At 67.2% G+C, this 15,941-nt stretch carries 15 protein-coding genes and 1 pseudogene; 12 read left to right on the top strand and 4 right to left on the bottom strand.

Annotation, left to right across the window (positions count from 1 at the left end):
- Positions 1 to 2 precede the first annotated feature (2 nt).
- The 3 genes from ABZV58_RS33405 to ABZV58_RS33395 all read left to right on the top strand — a co-directional run bounded on the left by ABZV58_RS33405 (position 3) and on the right by ABZV58_RS33395 (position 2,880).
- Complete coding sequence (locus ABZV58_RS33405) at positions 3 to 797, top strand: helix-turn-helix domain-containing protein (protein WP_355004183.1); 795 nt, start codon at positions 3 to 5, stop codon at positions 795 to 797.
- Positions 798 to 806: 9 nt separating this feature from the next.
- Positions 807 to 2,318 carry a leucyl aminopeptidase gene (locus ABZV58_RS33400; RefSeq protein WP_355004182.1) on the top strand — a complete coding sequence of 504 codons (1,512 nt, stop codon included), beginning with the start codon at positions 807 to 809 and terminating at the stop codon, positions 2,316 to 2,318.
- A 145-nt stretch (positions 2,319 to 2,463) separates the two neighbouring features.
- On the top strand, positions 2,464 to 2,880 hold the full coding sequence (locus tag ABZV58_RS33395) for a hypothetical protein (protein WP_355004181.1): 417 nt from the start codon (positions 2,464 to 2,466) through the stop codon (positions 2,878 to 2,880).
- A 370-nt stretch (positions 2,881 to 3,250) separates the two neighbouring features.
- Here the strand turns inward: ABZV58_RS33395 and ABZV58_RS33390 are convergent, their stop codons facing one another.
- Positions 3,251 to 3,613, bottom strand: a complete 363-nt coding sequence (locus ABZV58_RS33390) for an oxidoreductase (protein WP_355004180.1) — start codon at positions 3,611 to 3,613, stop codon at positions 3,251 to 3,253.
- 260 nt (positions 3,614 to 3,873) lie between these two features.
- Here ABZV58_RS33390 and sucB point away from each other — a divergent pair, with 260 nt between their 5' ends.
- From sucB to lipA, 6 genes and pseudogenes are all read left to right on the top strand, one after another.
- Entirely contained in the window at positions 3,874 to 5,646 is a 1,773-nt protein-coding gene (gene sucB, locus ABZV58_RS33385; RefSeq protein ID WP_355004179.1) for a 2-oxoglutarate dehydrogenase, E2 component, dihydrolipoamide succinyltransferase, read from the top strand.
- Between the two features lie 21 nt (positions 5,647 to 5,667).
- Positions 5,668 to 6,576, top strand: a complete 909-nt coding sequence (locus tag ABZV58_RS33380) for a TIGR01777 family oxidoreductase (RefSeq protein WP_355004178.1) — start codon at positions 5,668 to 5,670, stop codon at positions 6,574 to 6,576.
- 127 nt (positions 6,577 to 6,703) lie between these two features.
- Complete coding sequence (locus ABZV58_RS33375; protein ID WP_355004286.1) at positions 6,704 to 7,228, top strand: N-acetyltransferase family protein; 525 nt, start codon at positions 6,704 to 6,706, stop codon at positions 7,226 to 7,228.
- 53 nt (positions 7,229 to 7,281) lie between these two features.
- Positions 7,282 to 7,419, top strand: a complete 138-nt coding sequence (locus tag ABZV58_RS33370) for a hypothetical protein (protein WP_355004177.1) — start codon at positions 7,282 to 7,284, stop codon at positions 7,417 to 7,419.
- A 469-nt stretch (positions 7,420 to 7,888) separates the two neighbouring features.
- Positions 7,889 to 8,584: pseudogene (gene lipB, locus ABZV58_RS33365) on the top strand (lipoyl(octanoyl) transferase LipB); the annotation flags it as partial.
- Positions 8,585 to 8,835: 251 nt separating this feature from the next.
- A complete protein-coding gene (lipA, locus tag ABZV58_RS33360; protein WP_355004176.1) occupies positions 8,836 to 9,876 on the top strand; it encodes a lipoyl synthase in 1,041 nt (346 codons plus the stop codon).
- Between the two features lie 109 nt (positions 9,877 to 9,985).
- Here the strand turns inward: lipA and ABZV58_RS33355 are convergent, their stop codons facing one another.
- Positions 9,986 to 11,956 carry a UvrD-helicase domain-containing protein gene (locus tag ABZV58_RS33355; protein ID WP_355004285.1) on the bottom strand — a complete coding sequence of 657 codons (1,971 nt, stop codon included), beginning with the start codon at positions 11,954 to 11,956 and terminating at the stop codon, positions 9,986 to 9,988.
- Positions 11,957 to 12,485: 529 nt separating this feature from the next.
- Between ABZV58_RS33355 and ABZV58_RS33350 the strand changes: the two genes are divergently transcribed.
- Positions 12,486 to 12,992 carry a hypothetical protein gene (locus ABZV58_RS33350; protein WP_355004175.1) on the top strand — a complete coding sequence of 169 codons (507 nt, stop codon included), beginning with the start codon at positions 12,486 to 12,488 and terminating at the stop codon, positions 12,990 to 12,992.
- Positions 12,993 to 13,055: 63 nt separating this feature from the next.
- Here ABZV58_RS33350 and ABZV58_RS33345 read toward each other — a convergent pair whose 3' ends face one another.
- Positions 13,056 to 14,018, bottom strand: coding sequence for a YafY family protein (locus ABZV58_RS33345; RefSeq protein ID WP_355004174.1), 963 nt, complete (start codon positions 14,016 to 14,018; stop codon positions 13,056 to 13,058).
- A gap of 88 nt (positions 14,019 to 14,106) precedes the next feature.
- Between ABZV58_RS33345 and ABZV58_RS33340 the strand changes: the two genes are divergently transcribed.
- Positions 14,107 to 14,640: a DinB family protein gene (locus ABZV58_RS33340; RefSeq protein ID WP_355004173.1), complete on the top strand. Its 534-nt coding sequence runs from the start codon at positions 14,107 to 14,109 to the stop codon at positions 14,638 to 14,640.
- A gap of 34 nt (positions 14,641 to 14,674) precedes the next feature.
- On the opposite strand, the gene ABZV58_RS33335 is transcribed toward ABZV58_RS33340, so the two are convergent.
- The gene (locus ABZV58_RS33335) at positions 14,675 to 15,004 is read right to left on the bottom strand and encodes a hypothetical protein (RefSeq protein ID WP_355004172.1); all 330 of its coding nucleotides are present in this window, start codon (positions 15,002 to 15,004) and stop codon (positions 14,675 to 14,677) included.
- Positions 15,005 to 15,613: 609 nt separating this feature from the next.
- Between ABZV58_RS33335 and ABZV58_RS33330 the strand changes: the two genes are divergently transcribed.
- Positions 15,614 to 15,712, top strand: a complete 99-nt coding sequence (locus tag ABZV58_RS33330; RefSeq protein WP_355004171.1) for a transposase — start codon at positions 15,614 to 15,616, stop codon at positions 15,710 to 15,712.
- The last annotated feature ends 229 nt before the right edge of the window (positions 15,713 to 15,941 follow it).

Raw genomic sequence — 15,941 nt, 5'->3', positions numbered from 1 at the left:
GTGTGTCGAAATCATCGGCCTGCGCCACCTGCCGACAGGCTTTGACCCAGCCGAGCCGCGGCCGGTCGCGCCGCTACTGCTCACGCTCCTGTCAGGCCCGTGCCTACCGCGCTCGCCGCGACCGGCGCGTGCCCGCCGCGCGTCCGCGTCCCGCCCGGCTCACCGCGGTCGCGATCGCCCGGACCGCGGTCGAGCTGACCGATCGCGAGGGCATCGACGGTCTCACCATGCGCCGCCTCGCCAGCGAGCTCGGCGTCGCGACGGCTGCTCTCTACCGGCACTTCCCCGACCGGGAAGCGCTGCTGACCGCGATGACCGAACTCGTCCTCGCCGAAAGCCCGCCGCCCCCGGTCACCCCGACCGGCTGGCGTGCCGCGCTCACCCACGAGGCCGAGCAGGAGTGGCTGCTCTACCAGCGCCATCCGTGGGTGCTGCCGGTGCTGGCCCGCACCAAACCGCCGATCGGACCCGCCCTCTTCGACGTCCTCGAGCGCGCGTTCACCGCGCTGGACGCCAGCGGCCTCACCCGTGACGAGGTGATCACGGTCTATCTCGCCTACTCCGGCCTGGTTCAAGGCTTGGCGCTGCTGCGTTCCGATCGCGGGGAGCAGTTCGAGACGCTGCCCGAGTCGCTGCGAGCCGAATTCGCCGAACTTGTCGATACTCGGCCGACCATGCGCAAACTGTTCGCCGACGGGCCGCCCGGCCCCGAGCTGGACCTCGACGCGCTGGTCGCCACCGGCGTCGAACTGCTGCTGGACGGCGTCGCCATGCGGCTGTCGAAGCAGACCGAATAGCCTGTGCCAATGACCGCTGTTGCAGATCGCTCACTCGGACCGGAATTGGCGCGCACCCTGACCATCGGGCCGGACACCGACGTGCTGGTGATCGGATTGACGTCTTCGGAGAACGGTCCGTCGATCGCGCCCGACGACCTGTTCGGCGATGTGCTCACCGCCGAGGTCCGCGCGGAGCTGCTCGACCAGCTGGGTGCGGTCGGCGCCAAGGGCAAGGCCGAAGAGCTGACCAGGGTGCCCGCGCCGGCAGGGCTGGACAACGTCACCAGCGTGCTCGCCGTCGGGCTGGGCGCCGCCGACAAAGTGGACGCGGAGCAGATCCGCCGCTCCGCGGGTGTCGCGGGTCGCTCGCTCAACGGCACCGAACTGGTGGCGACCACGCTGTCGGGCCTGGATCTCGGCGCCGCCGCGGAGGGCTTCTACCTCGGCGCCTACTCGTTCAATCCGTTCCGGTCCGAGAAGTCCGCGCCCAAGCCGGACGAACAGCCGGTCGCCCGCATCGAATTCCTGGTCCCCGAAGCGGATTTCGGCGAGGAGGCGTTGTTCCGCGCCCAGCTGATCGCCGAAGCCGTTGCCACCGCACGCGATTTCGTGAACACCCCGCCCAGCCACCTGTTCCCCGCCGAATTCGCCTCGCGCGCCCAGGTATTGGCCGAAGCCGCGGGTCTCGAGGTCGAGGTACTCGACGAAAAGGCCTTGGAGGCGGGCGGTTACGGCGGCGTGCTCGGCGTCGGCAAAGGCTCGTCGCGGCCGCCGCGCCTGATTCGGCTCAGCTACTCCGGCGGGCCGAAGAAGATCGCGCTGGTCGGCAAGGGCATCACCTTCGACACCGGCGGCATCTCCATCAAGCCCGCGCAGAACATGGAGAACATGACCTCGGACATGGCGGGCGCCGCCGCGGTCATCGCCACCACCCTGCTCGCCGCGCGACTCAGCCTGCCGATCACCGTGACCGCCACTGTCCCGATGGCCGAGAACATGCCGTCGGCCACCGCGCAGCGCCCCGGCGACGTGCTCACCCAGTACGGCGGCACCACCGTCGAGGTGCTCAACACCGACGCCGAGGGCCGCCTGATCCTCGCCGACGCCATCGTCCGCGCCGCCGAGGACTCCCCCGACTACCTCATCGACGTCGCCACCCTCACCGGCGCCCAGATGGTCGCCCTCGGCACCCGCACCCCGGGCGTGATGGGCACCGACGACTTCCGCGACCGCGTCGCCCGCCTCTCCCGCGAGGTCGGCGAAAACGGCTGGGCCATGCCCCTTCCCGCCGAACTCCGCGCCGACCTGAACTCCAAGATCGCCGACCTCGCCAACGTCGCGCAACACCGCTGGGGCGGCATGCTCTCCGCGGCGCTGTTCCTGAAGGAGTTCGTGCCAGAGGGCGTGGAGTGGGCGCACCTGGATGTCGCGGGGCCCGCGTACAACACGGGTGGGCCGTTCGGGTACATCGGGAAGGGTGGTACCGGTGTGCCGGTGCGGACGTTGATCGCGGTGATCGAGGACATCGTCGGAGAGTGAGTTCGGGTGCGCCGTTCGGGTTTCGATCGGGGCGGCGCACTTCCGGTGGTTGGTTGCTTCCGCATGCGCATCGCCCGGATGGTCGGCGGCGGCGATGGGATCGGCGTCAGCACACTCGGCATTCGGGCTGTGGCATGATCGTCCGATGAGTTCGGTGGATGCCCTCGGGTTGGCGAAATCGCCCAATTTCCTGCCGAAATACCATGGAGAGGAAGGCGATACGCGATATCCGTCGACCCGCAAGTTGCGGTCGTTGGGTGCCACGTTGATCGACTTCGTCCTGCAGTTCGGCTCGATCGTTGCGGTGCCGCTGCTACTGATGCTGGAAATCCCGAAACCGTACAGCTATTCGGTGCTGCTGATACCGATCGTCGTCCTCGGCGGGAACAGGATTCTGTTGCCGAAGTGGGTGCGCGCGAGTGTCGGGGAGTCGATCTTCGGGTTGGTGGAGATTCGGGGTAGCGACGGCGGGTATCCCGGTTGGCGCGATCTGTGGCGGGGCCATGGGAATGGTCGCGATGGACTGCCCAACCTGGTGAACGTCCGCCGCTGCGATATCTGAGTGCTGACCAGGCCGATGCCTTGCCCACGCCGACCCCAGCCCACCCCCACTCTCGACCTGCTCGACGAGCCCAGTCGCGCGAGGCTGGCGACGGGCGAAATACGCGGGCGGAGAAACACGCTGAAAATCGACGGTAGTCAAATGGCTGCTATTCGATCTTCAATTGCCGCCATATGACTACCGTCGAATCCATTTCTCTATCGAAAGTAGGCAAATGGTGGTCAGGGGTTTACAAGGCAAGGGCACTCACTTCGACAAAGCTCTCTGAACGCAACCAGAGCCGGTCGACCCGGCCGGAAGCCGCACCCCCGCACAAAAACTGCGGAAGGTAAGCCGGGTACGGAACCCGACGCGCCCAGCACTGCCGAACTCACAAATCCCGCAACTCCTCCTCGAACGCCCGCTGCCGCTCAATCCTCTTCCGAGCGTCGTAATCCCGCATCCGCTGTGGATACCCCGTCTTGCGCACCTCGTACACCGGAATGCTCAGATCCCGCGCCAACCGCTGAGCCCCGCGCTCCCCGACGATCCGTCGCGTCCACTCCCCGTCGGCGGCGACCAACACCACCGTGACATCCGTCATAGTGGTCTTCGGCTCCAAGTACCCCTCGACACCGATGTGCGTGCGCACCCAGTCGGCGAGGTAGCGGGCGTCGTCGTTGCCCGAGGTCGACGCACGTGCGGCGGGACCGCCCCGGTTCAGAGCGCCACGGAAACGATCCAGCAAACCCATCGACGCCGACCTCCTTTTGTACACCGGACAAATGCTCACACCCGGTCCTCCCATACTGCCAGCTTCCCGGTAGAGACATGCCCTGTGCTACACGCCACGCGGACGAGTGCAAGGATGGACCGCGGTACAAGAACCGCACAGATCTCCGGTGCCACTCAGAATGATGGTGGCTTCCGGGTTTTCACCGCGACCAGCGGAGGGCGACCCGCCAGAGATCAACTGTTGTAGAACCCGTCGAGCAGTCAGAGGAGTCAACGGACATGGCCTTCTCCGTCCAGATGCCGGCTCTTGGTGAGAGCGTCACCGAGGGAACGGTGACCAGGTGGCTGAAGCAGGAAGGAGACACGGTCGAGGTCGACGAGCCGCTGCTCGAGGTCTCCACCGACAAGGTCGACACCGAGATCCCGTCCCCGGCGGCGGGTGTGCTGTCGAAGATCGTCGCCCAGGAAGACGACGTGGTCGAGGTCGGCGGTGAGCTCGGCGTGATCAGCGACGCCGGTGAGGCGCCCGCAGCCGAAACCGCGCCCGCGCCCGAAGCCGCCGCACCGGCCGCCGCCGAAGAGTCGGTCGAAGCCGAACCCGAACCCGAGCCCGCCGCACCGGCTCCCGCCGAGCAGCCCGCCGCCGCGTCGGCAGGCGCCGCCGACGGCACTCCGGTGAAGATGCCCGAGCTGGGCGAGTCGGTCACCGAAGGCACCGTCACCCGCTGGCTGAAGTCGGTCGGCGACACGATCGAGGTCGACGAGCCGCTGCTCGAGGTCTCGACGGACAAGGTCGACACCGAAATCCCCTCGCCCGTCGCGGGCACCCTGCTGGAGATCACCGCGCAGGAAGACGACGTGGTCTCCGTCGGCGGACAGCTCGGCGTGATCGGCAGCGGTTCCCCCGCCGCCTCCGCCCCCGCGCCCGCTCCGGCCCCCGCGCCCGAAGCCAAGCCCGAACCGGCTCCGGCCCCGGCCCCGGCTCCCGAGCCCAAGCCCGAACCGGCCCCCGCCGCCGCGGCTCCCAAGCCCGCCCCGGCTCCCGCCCCGGCCCCCAAGCCCGCCCCGGCTCCGGCCAAGGCTCCGGCCGCCGACGGCAACGGCGCCACCCCGTACGTCACCCCGCTGGTGCGCAAGCTCGCCGAGGAGAACAACGTCGACCTGGCCTCCGTGCAGGGCTCCGGCGTCGGTGGCCGTATCCGCAAGCAGGACGTGCTCGCCGCCGCCGAGGCCAAGAAGGCTCCGGCTCCGGCCGCCGCGCCCGCTCCGGCCGCCGCCGCGCCCGCCGCCAAGGCTCCGTCGGCTCCGGCCGCCTCGCAGCTGGCGCACCTGCGCGGAACCACCCAGAAGGCCAACCGGATCCGGCAGATCACCGCCACCAAGACCCGCGAATCGCTGCAGACCACCGCGCAGCTGACCCAGGTCCACGAGGCCGACGTCACCAAGATCGCGGCGTTGCGCGCGCAGGCCAAGCGCGCGTTCAAGGACCGCGAGGGCGTCAACCTGACGTTCCTGCCGTTCTTCGCGAAGGCGGTCGTCGAGGCGCTCGGCGTGCACCCGAACGTCAACGCCTCCTACGACGAGGGCGCCAAGGAGATCACCTACCACGCCTCGGTGCACCTCGGCATCGCCGTCGACACCGAGCAGGGCCTGCTCTCCCCGGTGATCCACAACGCCAGCGACCTGTCGCTGGCCGGTCTGGCCCGCGCCATCGCCGACATCGCCGACCGGGCCCGCAACGGCGGCCTGAAGCCGGACGAACTGTCGGGCGGCACCTTCACCATCACCAACATCGGCAGCCAGGGCGCGCTGTTCGACACCCCGATCCTGGTCCCGCCGCAGGCGGCCATGCTCGGCACCGGCGCGATCGTCAAGCGCCCGGTGGTGGTGACCGACGAGACCGGCAACGAGTCGATCGGCGTGCGCTCCATGTGCTACCTGCCGCTCACCTACGATCACCGCCTCATCGACGGCGCGGACGCCGGTCGCTTCCTGACCACGATCCGCCACCGCCTCGAAGAGGCCGCGTTCGAGGCCGATCTGGGCCTCTGACCCGGGGAAGGTTCGTCCCGCATGAAGGTCGTGATCGCCGGTTCGTCCGGGCTGATCGGGACGGCGCTCGTCGCGGCACTGCGCCGCGACGAGCACGAGGTGGCTCGGCTGGTGCGCCGTCCCGCCGCCGCCCCGGACGAGTTCGTCTGGAATCCCGCCCGCGCCGAGCTCGACGAGCGGGCGTTGCGCGGAGCGGACGCGGTGGTCAACCTGTGCGGGGCGAGCCTCGGGCGACGCCGCTGGAACGGCAGCTACAAACAGGAGCTGCGCGACAGCCGCATCACCCCGACAGACGTCCTCGCCAACAAGGTGGCCGCCGCGGGCGTGCCGGTGCTGGTCAACGCCAGCGGCGTGCACTACTACGGCGGCGCCACCGGCGACCGCGTCGTGGACGAATCCTCCCCCGCCGGTTCGGGTTTCCTCGCCACGCTGTGCCGTGACTGGGAGGCTGCGACCGGTCCCGCCACCGCCGCGGGCGTGCGCACGGTGCTGTTGCGCAGCGCCGTCGTGCTGTCCAAGCACGGCGGGATGCTCGGCATGCTGCACCCGCTGTACTGGCTCGGTCTCGGCGGACGGCTGGGCAACGGGCGTCAGTACACCCCGTGGATCTCGCTGGACGACGAGATCGGCGCGATCGTCTTCGCGCTCACCAACGACACCGTGTCCGGGCCGATCAACACGGTCGGCCCGGCCCCGGTCACCAACGCCGAATTCAATCGCGCACTCGGCCGCGCGCTGCACCGCCCCACCCCGCTGGTGTTGCCCGCGTTCGCGCTGCGTGGGCTCATAGGGGAGTTCGCCGACGAGGCTATCCTGCGCGGGCCGCGGGCGATCCCGACGGCGTTGGAGGAGGCGGGGTATCCCTTCCGTCACCCCACGATCGGTGCGGCGTTGGCGGCAACCATCGGCCGCGATGGGGACGACAGGTGATCCAGCCCGCATTGCCGCAGCTTCCCGGACGCGCGATGATCGGGTTCGAACACCGACGGTAGGCCCGCACACACCGCGCTCGCCGCTGACCTCCTTCGCCGAACCACGGAGCACACCGTTGACCGCCATGGACACCCGCCACGCCACCGTCATCCGCGACGCGCGCGAAGGTGACCTGCCCGCGATCCTCGACATCCACAACGCCAACATCGCCACCTCCACCGCCATCTGGGACATCGACGAAGTCGGCATCGACGAGCGCCACACCTGGTTCCGCTCCCGGGTCGAGGCGGGCATGCCCGTCCTCGTCGCCGAGGTCGACGGCGAAGTCGCCGGATACGCCAGCTACGGCCAGTGGCGGCCGAAGGTCGGATACCGCTACTCCGTGGAGAACTCGGTCTACATCGCCGACCGCTTCCAACGCCGCGGCTTGGCCAGCGCCCTGCTCACCGAATTGATCGACCGCGCCGCGACATCCGGACGCGTGCACGCGATGATCGCCGCCATCGAATCGGGGAACGCCGCGTCGATCGTCCTGCACGAGCGATTCGGTTTCATGGTGGTCGGCCAATTGCCCGAGGTGGGACACAAATTCGGCCGCTGGATGGACTTGACGTTGATGCAGCTGACGCTGCCGGTCGAGGTGGACTGAATCCACCGCGTCACCGGATCACGGCAAATCCGTAGAGTCTGCTGCCCGCCAGGATGAACCGTCCCATCGTCGACGCCCTCGGCGCCGCGGGCTCCCTCACCGACTACCAGGTCTGGCCCACCGGCCACCTCGGGCAACATCGAGGCGGCCGACCGCTGCCTGCCGATCGAGGCGGGCAGCGTTTCAGCTGACGGGGTAAGCCCTGGCGTACACGAATTCGGTCGTAACTAGGTCACCACGTAACGGACCACCGCGCCGACGATGCTGCCGCCGTTCCCGACCACGCCGTTACCGAGAGAACTCACACCCAACCCGCTTCAGACCCTGCCGGCGCGCTGGTTACCTCGCGCTCACGCCACATCGCGACTCGCTCGCCGGACCCGTGGCGTGCTCACAGCTGGAACGGAGTTGCTCCGGACAAGCCCTTTCCCGCGGAGCTCCCGAGCCCGACCGAGCCATCCGTTCCGGCGATGCACCCCGCAGCGCGAAGCACGTCCCGCGGCGCCCTGACGATTCCGTCCGGACCTACCATTTCACTCGGGCGGATGAGCCCGAACCTCGGCGGCCGACGGGACGCACCCGGGCGGCACCGCAAGCCTGTGGCATACCGCACACCCAGTCTCTACCGGCCTCCAAACCGCGGGGCGTACCGTCAACGGCGTGAACGACACGCGCACCACTTGGTCCGCCCGCTTCGATCGCACCCCGATCGTCGTCGAGGATCTCGGTCTCATCGACTACCACGCCGCCTGGGACCTGCAGCGGACCATCGCCGCCGAACGTGCCGAAGGCCTCGGCTCCGACCACCTGCTGCTCCTCGAACACCCCTCCGTCTACACCGCGGGCCGCCGCACCGAGGACGCGGACCTGCCGATCGACGGCAGCCCCGTGGTGCAGGTCGATCGCGGCGGGAAGATCACCTGGCACGGTCCAGGACAACTCGTCGGCTACCCGATCATCCGGCTGGCGGAGCCCGTCGACGTCGTCCAGTACGTGCGCCGCCTCGAGGAGGCGCTGATCTCGGTGTGCACCGAACTCGGCCTCATCGTCGGCCGCGTCGAAGGCCGCTCCGGCGTCTGGCTGCCCGCCAACGACTGGTCCCCCGAACGCAAGATCGCCGCCATCGGTGTGCGCGTGCAGCGCGGCGTTGCCCTGCACGGCCTTTCGTTCAACTGCAATTCCATGGACGGTTTCGGGGCCATCGTCCCCTGCGGCATCCGCGACGCGGGCGTCACCACGTTGACCCGCGAACTCGGCCGTGAAGTCACCGTCGCCGAGATCAAGCCACTGGTCGCCGATGCGATCGTGCGCGCGCTGAACGGCGATCTCCCGGTCAGCGACCACGACATCAACCGGCCCGCGGCCAGCCCCACCGCCGGCATCACGGCGACCACGACCGCCATAAGAGCCGCCGACGGCGCAGGCGAGGCTGCCGCAGACTCCGCGGCACCGAAGAGCTCGACCGCGGACGTGAAGGTCGCGGACAACGGTACCGAGCCCGCGGGCGCGGCCACCGCCTCGACGGCAGACCGTTCCATCGACGCATCCCACAGCGCGGCTCCCGCCACCCCGACGGCGGCCGACACCCGAGGCGTAAGGTCGATCAAGTGACCTCAGTCGACACCCCGACACCGCACAACGCGTCCGCACCCAACGGCCGCAAACTCCTGCGCATCGAAGCCCGCAACGCGGAAACCCCCATCGAGCGCAAACCCAAGTGGATCCGCACCCGCGCCACCATGGGCCCCGAGTACACCGAACTCAAGGGCCTGGTGAAGCGCGAGGGTCTGCACACCGTGTGCGAAGAAGCGGGCTGCCCCAACATCTTCGAATGCTGGGAAGACCGCGAGGCCACCTTCCTCATCGGCGGCGAACAGTGCACCCGCCGCTGCGACTTCTGCCAGATCGACACCGGCAAACCCGCCGCCCTCGACCGCGACGAACCCCGCCGCGTCGCCGAAAGCGTCCAGGCCATGGGCCTGCGCTACTCCACCATCACCGGCGTCGCCCGCGACGACCTGGAAGACGGCGGCGCCTGGCTCTACGCCGAAACCGTCCGCGCCATCAAGTCTTTGAACCCCAACACCGGCGTGGAGTTGTTGATTCCGGACTTCAACGCCGACCCGGACCAGCTCGCCGAGGTCTTCTCCTCACGCCCAGAAGTCCTGGCGCACAACCTCGAAACGGTTCCGCGCATCTTCAAGCGCATCCGCCCGGCGTTCCGCTACGAGCGCTCCCTTGCCGTCCTGACCGCCGCCCGCGAAGCAGGCCTGGTCACGAAGTCCAACCTCATCCTCGGTATGGGCGAAACGCCTGAGGAAGTCACCCAGGCCATGCGCGACCTGCACGAGGCGGGCTGCGACATCCTCACCATCACGCAGTACCTCCGCCCCTCCCCCCGCCACCACCCCGTGGACCGCTGGGTGAAGCCGGAGGAATTCGTCGAGCACTCCAAGGTCGCCGAAGAAATCGGCTTCGCCGGAGTCATGGCAGGCCCCCTCGTCCGCTCCTCCTACCGAGCGGGCCGCCTCTACGCCCAGGCGATGACCCACCACGGCCGCGAGATCGCCCCCACCATGGCCCATCTCGCCGAGGAAGGCACCGCCTCCCAGGAAGCTTCCTCCGTGCTCGCGCGCTTCGGGAGTTGATTCCCGACCGTCACGTCGACGCACAGACAGCGAGCCGGCCAGGACATCACACAGTTCCCCGGTAGCCGCGGAAGGCGTCAGCGCCGTGGGAGTCTCGCTCGGCGGATGGTCAGAGTGGCCGCACTTGGTTGTCGACAACACCGACCCAGATGTAGTCGCGTGCTCTGGTCAGCGCGACCATCGTCTGTCGGGCAGCCAGTTCGGCTCTGTCGCGTTCGGCCCCCGTCAGCTCGGCGACCGGTGCGCCGGAGCGAGTGGTGACGTGGAAGACCGCGGCGAAATCCATTCCCTTCGCCCGGTGCACGGTCCCAGTCTTCACCGCTCCATGCTGTGTGCCGTCGTAGCGGGTGAGCGGCAAGGTCGGTATACCGGCCCTGGTTAGCCGGTCGGCCAGCCGTGCCGCTTCACTCTTCGTGTTCGTCAACACGGCGATGTCGGTGATCGTCGCGGCCGCGTTCTCGACCGCCTCGATCAATCGCGTCTCGACATCCGACCGTCGCCCCGTGTATCCGTCGGCGCGGCCGCCGGGTAGGACCACCTCGGTGTCGCGCAGGACGAATCCCGGGCCACCATCGAGATCGTCGACGACGTTGGTGGCGTCGATGGACTTCGCATAGTCGTGTACGGCCATGCGGTTGCGGTAGTTGACCCGCAGAACAGCACCGCGGCCGACAATCGGGATGCCCGCGTCCGACAGCGTCCAGCCACCGGGATACACCTGCTGCTGGCCATCCCCCACCAGCAAAAGCTGAGAATCGGCGCGCCCACCCGCGATCTGGTGCACGAGCTGGAGTTCCAAGAGGGTGAAATCTTGGACCTCATCGACAACGACCAGCCCGTACGGTTCCTCGAGCGGACGACGCCTCAGTTCCGCCAGAGCGGCGCTGACCACGTCGTTCAGATCGCAGACTTCGTGCTGCTCCAAAATGGCCTGGTAGGGCTCGTATATTGCCTTCCACACGGTTTCGCGCCGACTATCGGTGAGGATGACACGGTTCCGGCCGGTGCGGTTGATCCCCTGATACTCCTTCAAGGAGGTGACACCGCGCCCCTTGATGACGCGTTCGAGTTCGTCTTTCCAGTATTCGACACCGGTGCCTTTGATATCGGCCAGGTGTTCGCGCGCCTTCAACCAGGTATGGGAGTAGGCGTTGTCGCATACGTCGGTGTTCAGCCGGGGCATGACATCGCGTTGGCGGAGAAAGCGAACCGCCCATGCGTGCAGACTGGTGAACTCGGCACGATCGCCGACGTGCGGCGCGAGCCTTTCGAATCCCGACCGATGGTAGGTAGGCAGCGTCTTGACGAAGCTGGTGAACAGCAGGCGCCCGGAATTGTGTTTAGCGAACCGGGCCATCCGATGCAGCGCGACTACGGTCTTTCCGGTACCGGCTGGCCCGCTGAACCTCGCCGGGCCATTGAAATTGCGGTTGACGAGGGCGAGTTGCTCGGGATCCAGGAACGTCATCCACTCGGCGAATGGGCGTCCGAGCATGCGGTCACGCTCATGCTCACGCACCTCGACCTCGGTGAAAAGACCTTCCGCTTCGACGGTTTCCGCGGCCGGCGCTTCGTCGGTGGTAATGAGTTCGTACCCACTCAGCCGAGCGGAGGCTGTCTTGGCAAGGTGGCGAGCAGAATTCGACTGCAGCGCCTTGTCGTTTCCGAGCAGGTTCGAGCGCAGAGTCGCCGCGGTCGCCACCCGAAATCGGCCGTCGGCCGCCATCGGCGTGTCGGCCGAAGACACCAGAACCACTTGTATCATGTGCGGAACATATTGCCTGCGACCGGAATAGAGATTCGCGAACGTCTCCTCCGCATGCCGTCGCACCGAACGCAGTTCCGATTCACCCGGCACCTCATCGGCGAAGACGAGCGCGAACACCCCGGTCCGTCCCACCGCGAATGCCGCCGCACGGTCGACAGGCGGATACTCCGGTTCCCGCGCCACAAGCAGATGCCACCCGGATTCCATCAGAGCAACCGACAGAATCCGACGATGCCATGGCCCCAACCCGGTGAGTGTGGCGAGCTTTCCCTCGACCCAATGCCTGCGACGTTCCCGTTCGATCGAGACCATCACACCCCCTCCCATTCGAATCAACCCCTACCGAGCAGAATAGCCGCGAACCCGCATGCTGTCCCGAGTTGTGCCCAGCTTCAATACATTTCGCACTGACAACGGGTTCGCTGATCAACGATTCAGCGCACGCGATCGCCGGTACGTCATCAGCGGCGGGAGGCTGGGCGGTGAGCGCCTCGGTGCATACACCCGCCCGGACTCGGCCAACGCCACCGCCGCCAGCGCGGCGGTGGGTCGCCCGCCAGCTGCCTCGCTTCCGCGATGAGCGCGCTCGCCTCCTCCAGTGGCAGGGCGAGGGTGATCCGGCTCTGCCCACGCCCGCTGCGGTCACCCCGAAAGAGATCGACCCCCCGGACCACCAGCGCGATGTGCGGCTGGAACGGTGCCTGTTGTTCGTCGCATGCACCCCCGCCGGTGAGGAATTGTCGTAACCTAGCACGGAGCACCGAGCCGATTCCTCAGCGCTGGCATCCGCACAGCGCTCGATCGGTCGCTACGGTGTTCACCAAATGAACGGTTACGGTCGATGAAAGCAATACGCGCGCGGTTCCGAAAGTCCTTGATAGCCAGCATCGTCACCCTCGCCTGCGGTGCGACGCTCACAGCGTCGCTCACCTCCTGCACAAAAGAATCCCGGACCGACGGCCGCGGCTATCAGCACTCGATCGATCCCGATCGCATCAGAGAGGCACTGGAATTCGCCCGGTTCGAGCTCGCGCCCGGCGTCACCGTTCTCGGCGTGAGCTTCACGAGCGGACTCGACGACTATTACGACATGTCGATGACAGCAACGCGAGAAGCGATCGACGAAACGCTGCGAATATCCGACTTCCACGGCGAATTCCAGACCTCGTACGCCAGGTATCCGGATGTCGTCGATGGGCCACGGCTGGTCGACAACTCACCGCTCGTCCGAGCTGCATGGGATCGGAGCAGGACCCCGGACGGTAACCATCGAACGTCCCGCACAGTTCGCGTCGACGAGCGGGAACCTCAGCGGATCCTGCTGCACGTCATGGTCGCCGAGATATAGAGCCTCTCGGATGCCATGTTTCGAATGACGACGAACTCCGCGATTACCGTATTACGTTCCGGCTCAGCGATGCTCGGCCGCGCGGGTGAATCGCGCGCCCCATTCCTGCACGCGGTCCACGAGCACCGCTGGGCTCAGCACGCGGAACTCGGCGCCCACGGTGCCCAAGGCCAAGAGCGGCCAATGTAGTTCGTCGGCGGTGAGGTCGATGCGGGAGCGGTTGTCCGGGAGGTCGGTGACGGTGCACCAGCGGCCGATGCGGGAGCGGACGAGGTCGGCGGGCGCTTCGATTTCGGCAGAGACCTCGTAAGAGGGTCGGAGGGAGCCGATTCCGTTGCGGACGAAGGTGGCGGCGTCGGGGGCGGGGAGATCACGGGGGCGGAAACGAGCGCCGGTGGGGACGGAGCCGGAAATGCGATCGACGCGGAAGCTGCGCCAACCGTGGCGGGTGAGGTCGTAGGCAACCAGATACCAGCGGCGGCCGAGGGAGACCAGCCGGTGGGGTTCGACTTCGCGATCAGTGGTGGCGTTGCCAGCGGCGGTGTAGGTGAAGCGCAGGCGTTCCTCCGCGCGGCAGGTCATCGCGAGGTCGGTGAGGACGGCCGGGTCGACGTCGGCGAGCGGGACGGTCCAGCCGGTGGAGACGGTCATCGCGCGCAGGGCGTCGACACGGCGGCGCAGGCGGGTCGGCAGGACAGTAACCACTTTGGCCAGGGCGCGGATCGATGGTTCGGCCAGACCGTCGACGGCGCCCTGGGAACCAGCCTGAAGACAGACGGTCAACGCGACTGCTTCCTCGTCGTCGACGACGAGCGGGGGCAGCGCGGCGCCCGCGGCGAGCTGGTAGCCCCCGTCAACACCGGGGCGGGCATCGACGGGGTAGCCGAGGTCGCGCAGGCGGTCGATATCACGGCGCAGGGTGCGGGCGGAGACGCCCAGGCGCTCAGCCAGTTCCGTTCCCGGCCAGTAGCGATGGGTCTGCAGCAGCGACAGCAGTCGCAACGTACGCGCACTCGTATCAGCCATATTCTCAGTATCGCCGACATTGCGGACGAAAACTGGCCGCAATTGTTTCTACCTTGGGATTCACACCGATCACGAGAGGAACCCGCTCATGACCACCGCCACGCTCCCCCAGCTCGACTCCGAACGCGCCGACATCCTCGAAACCCTCACCAAGGCCCGGCATTTCCTGCGCTTTACCGCTCGGGATCTCACCGACGAGCAGGCCGGTCAGCGCACCACCGCCAGCGAACTGTGTGTGGGCGGGCTCATCAAGCACGTGACGCTGGTAGAGCGGAAATGGGCGCAGTTCATCGTGGAGGGGCCCACGGCGCAGCCGGACTTCGAATCGATGACCGAGGCGGATATCGCCGAGTGGAGCAGCCAGTTCACGATGCTGCCGGGTGAGACCCTCGCCGACGTGCTCGCCGAGTACGAGAAGGTCGCGGCCGAAACCGACCAGCTGCTGCGCGAACTGCCCGACCTCGACGTCTCCCATCCGCTGCCGAACGCGCCGTGGTTCGAGCCCGGTGCGCGGTGGAGCGCGCGGCGGACGCTGCTGCATATCGCCACCGAAACCGCCCAGCACGCAGGGCATGCCGATATCATCCGCGAATCGCTCGATGGTGCGAAGTCGATGGGCTGAGCGAAACCAATTGCGGCGGAGTCGAGTCGGGACATCACCTGTCGGTGGCATTGGCGCCGGCAGGTGACAACCGGTAGCAAGTTCGAGATCGCCGAAACTCGCCTGCAGAACCCTCCAGGCAAGCACCGAACCAGCACGAGTGAACTCCCGATTGCCTTAGCCCGCAACCGCAGTCGTTTCCAAGAAACTGCTGCCGCAGCATCGGCGTGATGCTTTGGAACGCCCAGTTCGCTTCGCCATTGGGTGAGATCACCTGTCCTATCCAGCTTTTGGATAGACTTTCGCCGTGCTTTTCCAGAAGAGGGCGGGTATTGGAATCGAACGCGCTAATGACGGCCATGGCACGCCGGATGGAGTTCTCCATATCCGAAAACCCCTTGTGGGCAGAGCTTTTCAACGTATCGGCGGCCCTGCCCGCAGGTCGCTGGACAACCTACGGCGACCTCGCCAATCTACTCGGTACCGCCGCTCAACCGCTCGCGAATTGGAATCGGTCGCACCCCGCCTGGAACGCACACCGAGTGCCCAACGCGCAAGGTTCGTTCGCCGAGGGCTTCCAATGGACCGATCCGACGTGCATCGACGACCCCGCCAGAGGCTGGAAAGCGAGGGCGTCCGCTTCTCCGTATCAGGCAGGGCCGCCTCGGCCCACGTTCGAGGGCTGGACCCGAGATCCGAAAACGGGCGAGTGGTTCGACAAGCAAGGACGACCGGCCTACGACAACGAGGGTCGACGGATCTCCTACAAACCAGGAACCTCGATAGCAGCGAGGCGGTCGGCACTGACCACGACACCTGACTCACTCGGCGATACGAAAGCCGATGCCAATGTGGTGAATCCGATCCCGGCGGCGAGGCGGCGGCAAGAGAATCGAATTCCGTTCTCGCCTTGTGGAACTCGCCACGGAGGAAGCGAGCGAGCGCTCACGGTCGAGCACGGTGTCGTATCCGCGCCAGACCGATCCATCCCGCCGTGACCGAATGGCAGAACCGACTCCTGGACGCGGTGTATCCGGTGGTGTTCATCGACTGCGTGCACGTGAAGATCCGGGCACTGGCACACTCTTCGTAATACTCAGTTGGCTTGCAGGAGTATGCGCTTGCGAAGCAGGTCGAGGTTTGCCCGACCGAACATCCGGCGCTTGATCATCTCGACGCGGTTGACGTGGCCTTCGACAGGGCCGGAACTGTAGAGCGGAGTCGGACGGGACTGCTGCACGATCGGGTGACAGGTTCGATCACGCGGCCTGACTGGCCGGTGGGGTCATGATGGTCTCGTATTCGATTGGCGTCAAACGGCC

It is taken from the genome of Nocardia sp. NPDC004654, assembly GCF_040609595.1.
GTDB lineage: Bacteria > Actinomycetota > Actinomycetes > Mycobacteriales > Mycobacteriaceae > Nocardia.
This window is presented reverse-complemented; position numbering and strand designations above follow the sequence as displayed.

Bases quoted from the DNA above. Each gene is read 5' to 3' on its own strand.
- ABZV58_RS33400 (WP_355004182.1), top strand. From the start codon at position 807: ATGACCGCTGTTGCAGATCGCTCACTCGGACCGGAATTGGCGCGCACC.
- ABZV58_RS33345 (WP_355004174.1), bottom strand. From the start codon at position 14,018: ATGGCTGATACGAGTGCGCGTACGTTGCGACTGCTGTCGCTGCTGCAG.
- ABZV58_RS33380 (WP_355004178.1), top strand. From the start codon at position 5,668: ATGAAGGTCGTGATCGCCGGTTCGTCCGGGCTGATCGGGACGGCGCTC.
- ABZV58_RS33335 (WP_355004172.1), bottom strand. From the start codon at position 15,004: ATGGAGAACTCCATCCGGCGTGCCATGGCCGTCATTAGCGCGTTCGAT.
- ABZV58_RS33390 (WP_355004180.1), bottom strand. From the start codon at position 3,613: ATGGGTTTGCTGGATCGTTTCCGTGGCGCTCTGAACCGGGGCGGTCCC.
- ABZV58_RS33350 (WP_355004175.1), top strand. From the start codon at position 12,486: ATGAAAGCAATACGCGCGCGGTTCCGAAAGTCCTTGATAGCCAGCATC.
- ABZV58_RS33340 (WP_355004173.1), top strand. From the start codon at position 14,107: ATGACCACCGCCACGCTCCCCCAGCTCGACTCCGAACGCGCCGACATC.
- ABZV58_RS33370 (WP_355004177.1), top strand. From the start codon at position 7,282: ATGAACCGTCCCATCGTCGACGCCCTCGGCGCCGCGGGCTCCCTCACC.
- ABZV58_RS33395 (WP_355004181.1), top strand. From the start codon at position 2,464: ATGAGTTCGGTGGATGCCCTCGGGTTGGCGAAATCGCCCAATTTCCTG.
- ABZV58_RS33375 (WP_355004286.1), top strand. From the start codon at position 6,704: ATGGACACCCGCCACGCCACCGTCATCCGCGACGCGCGCGAAGGTGAC.
- ABZV58_RS33355 (WP_355004285.1), bottom strand. From the start codon at position 11,956: ATGGTCTCGATCGAACGGGAACGTCGCAGGCATTGGGTCGAGGGAAAG.
- sucB (WP_355004179.1), top strand. From the start codon at position 3,874: ATGGCCTTCTCCGTCCAGATGCCGGCTCTTGGTGAGAGCGTCACCGAG.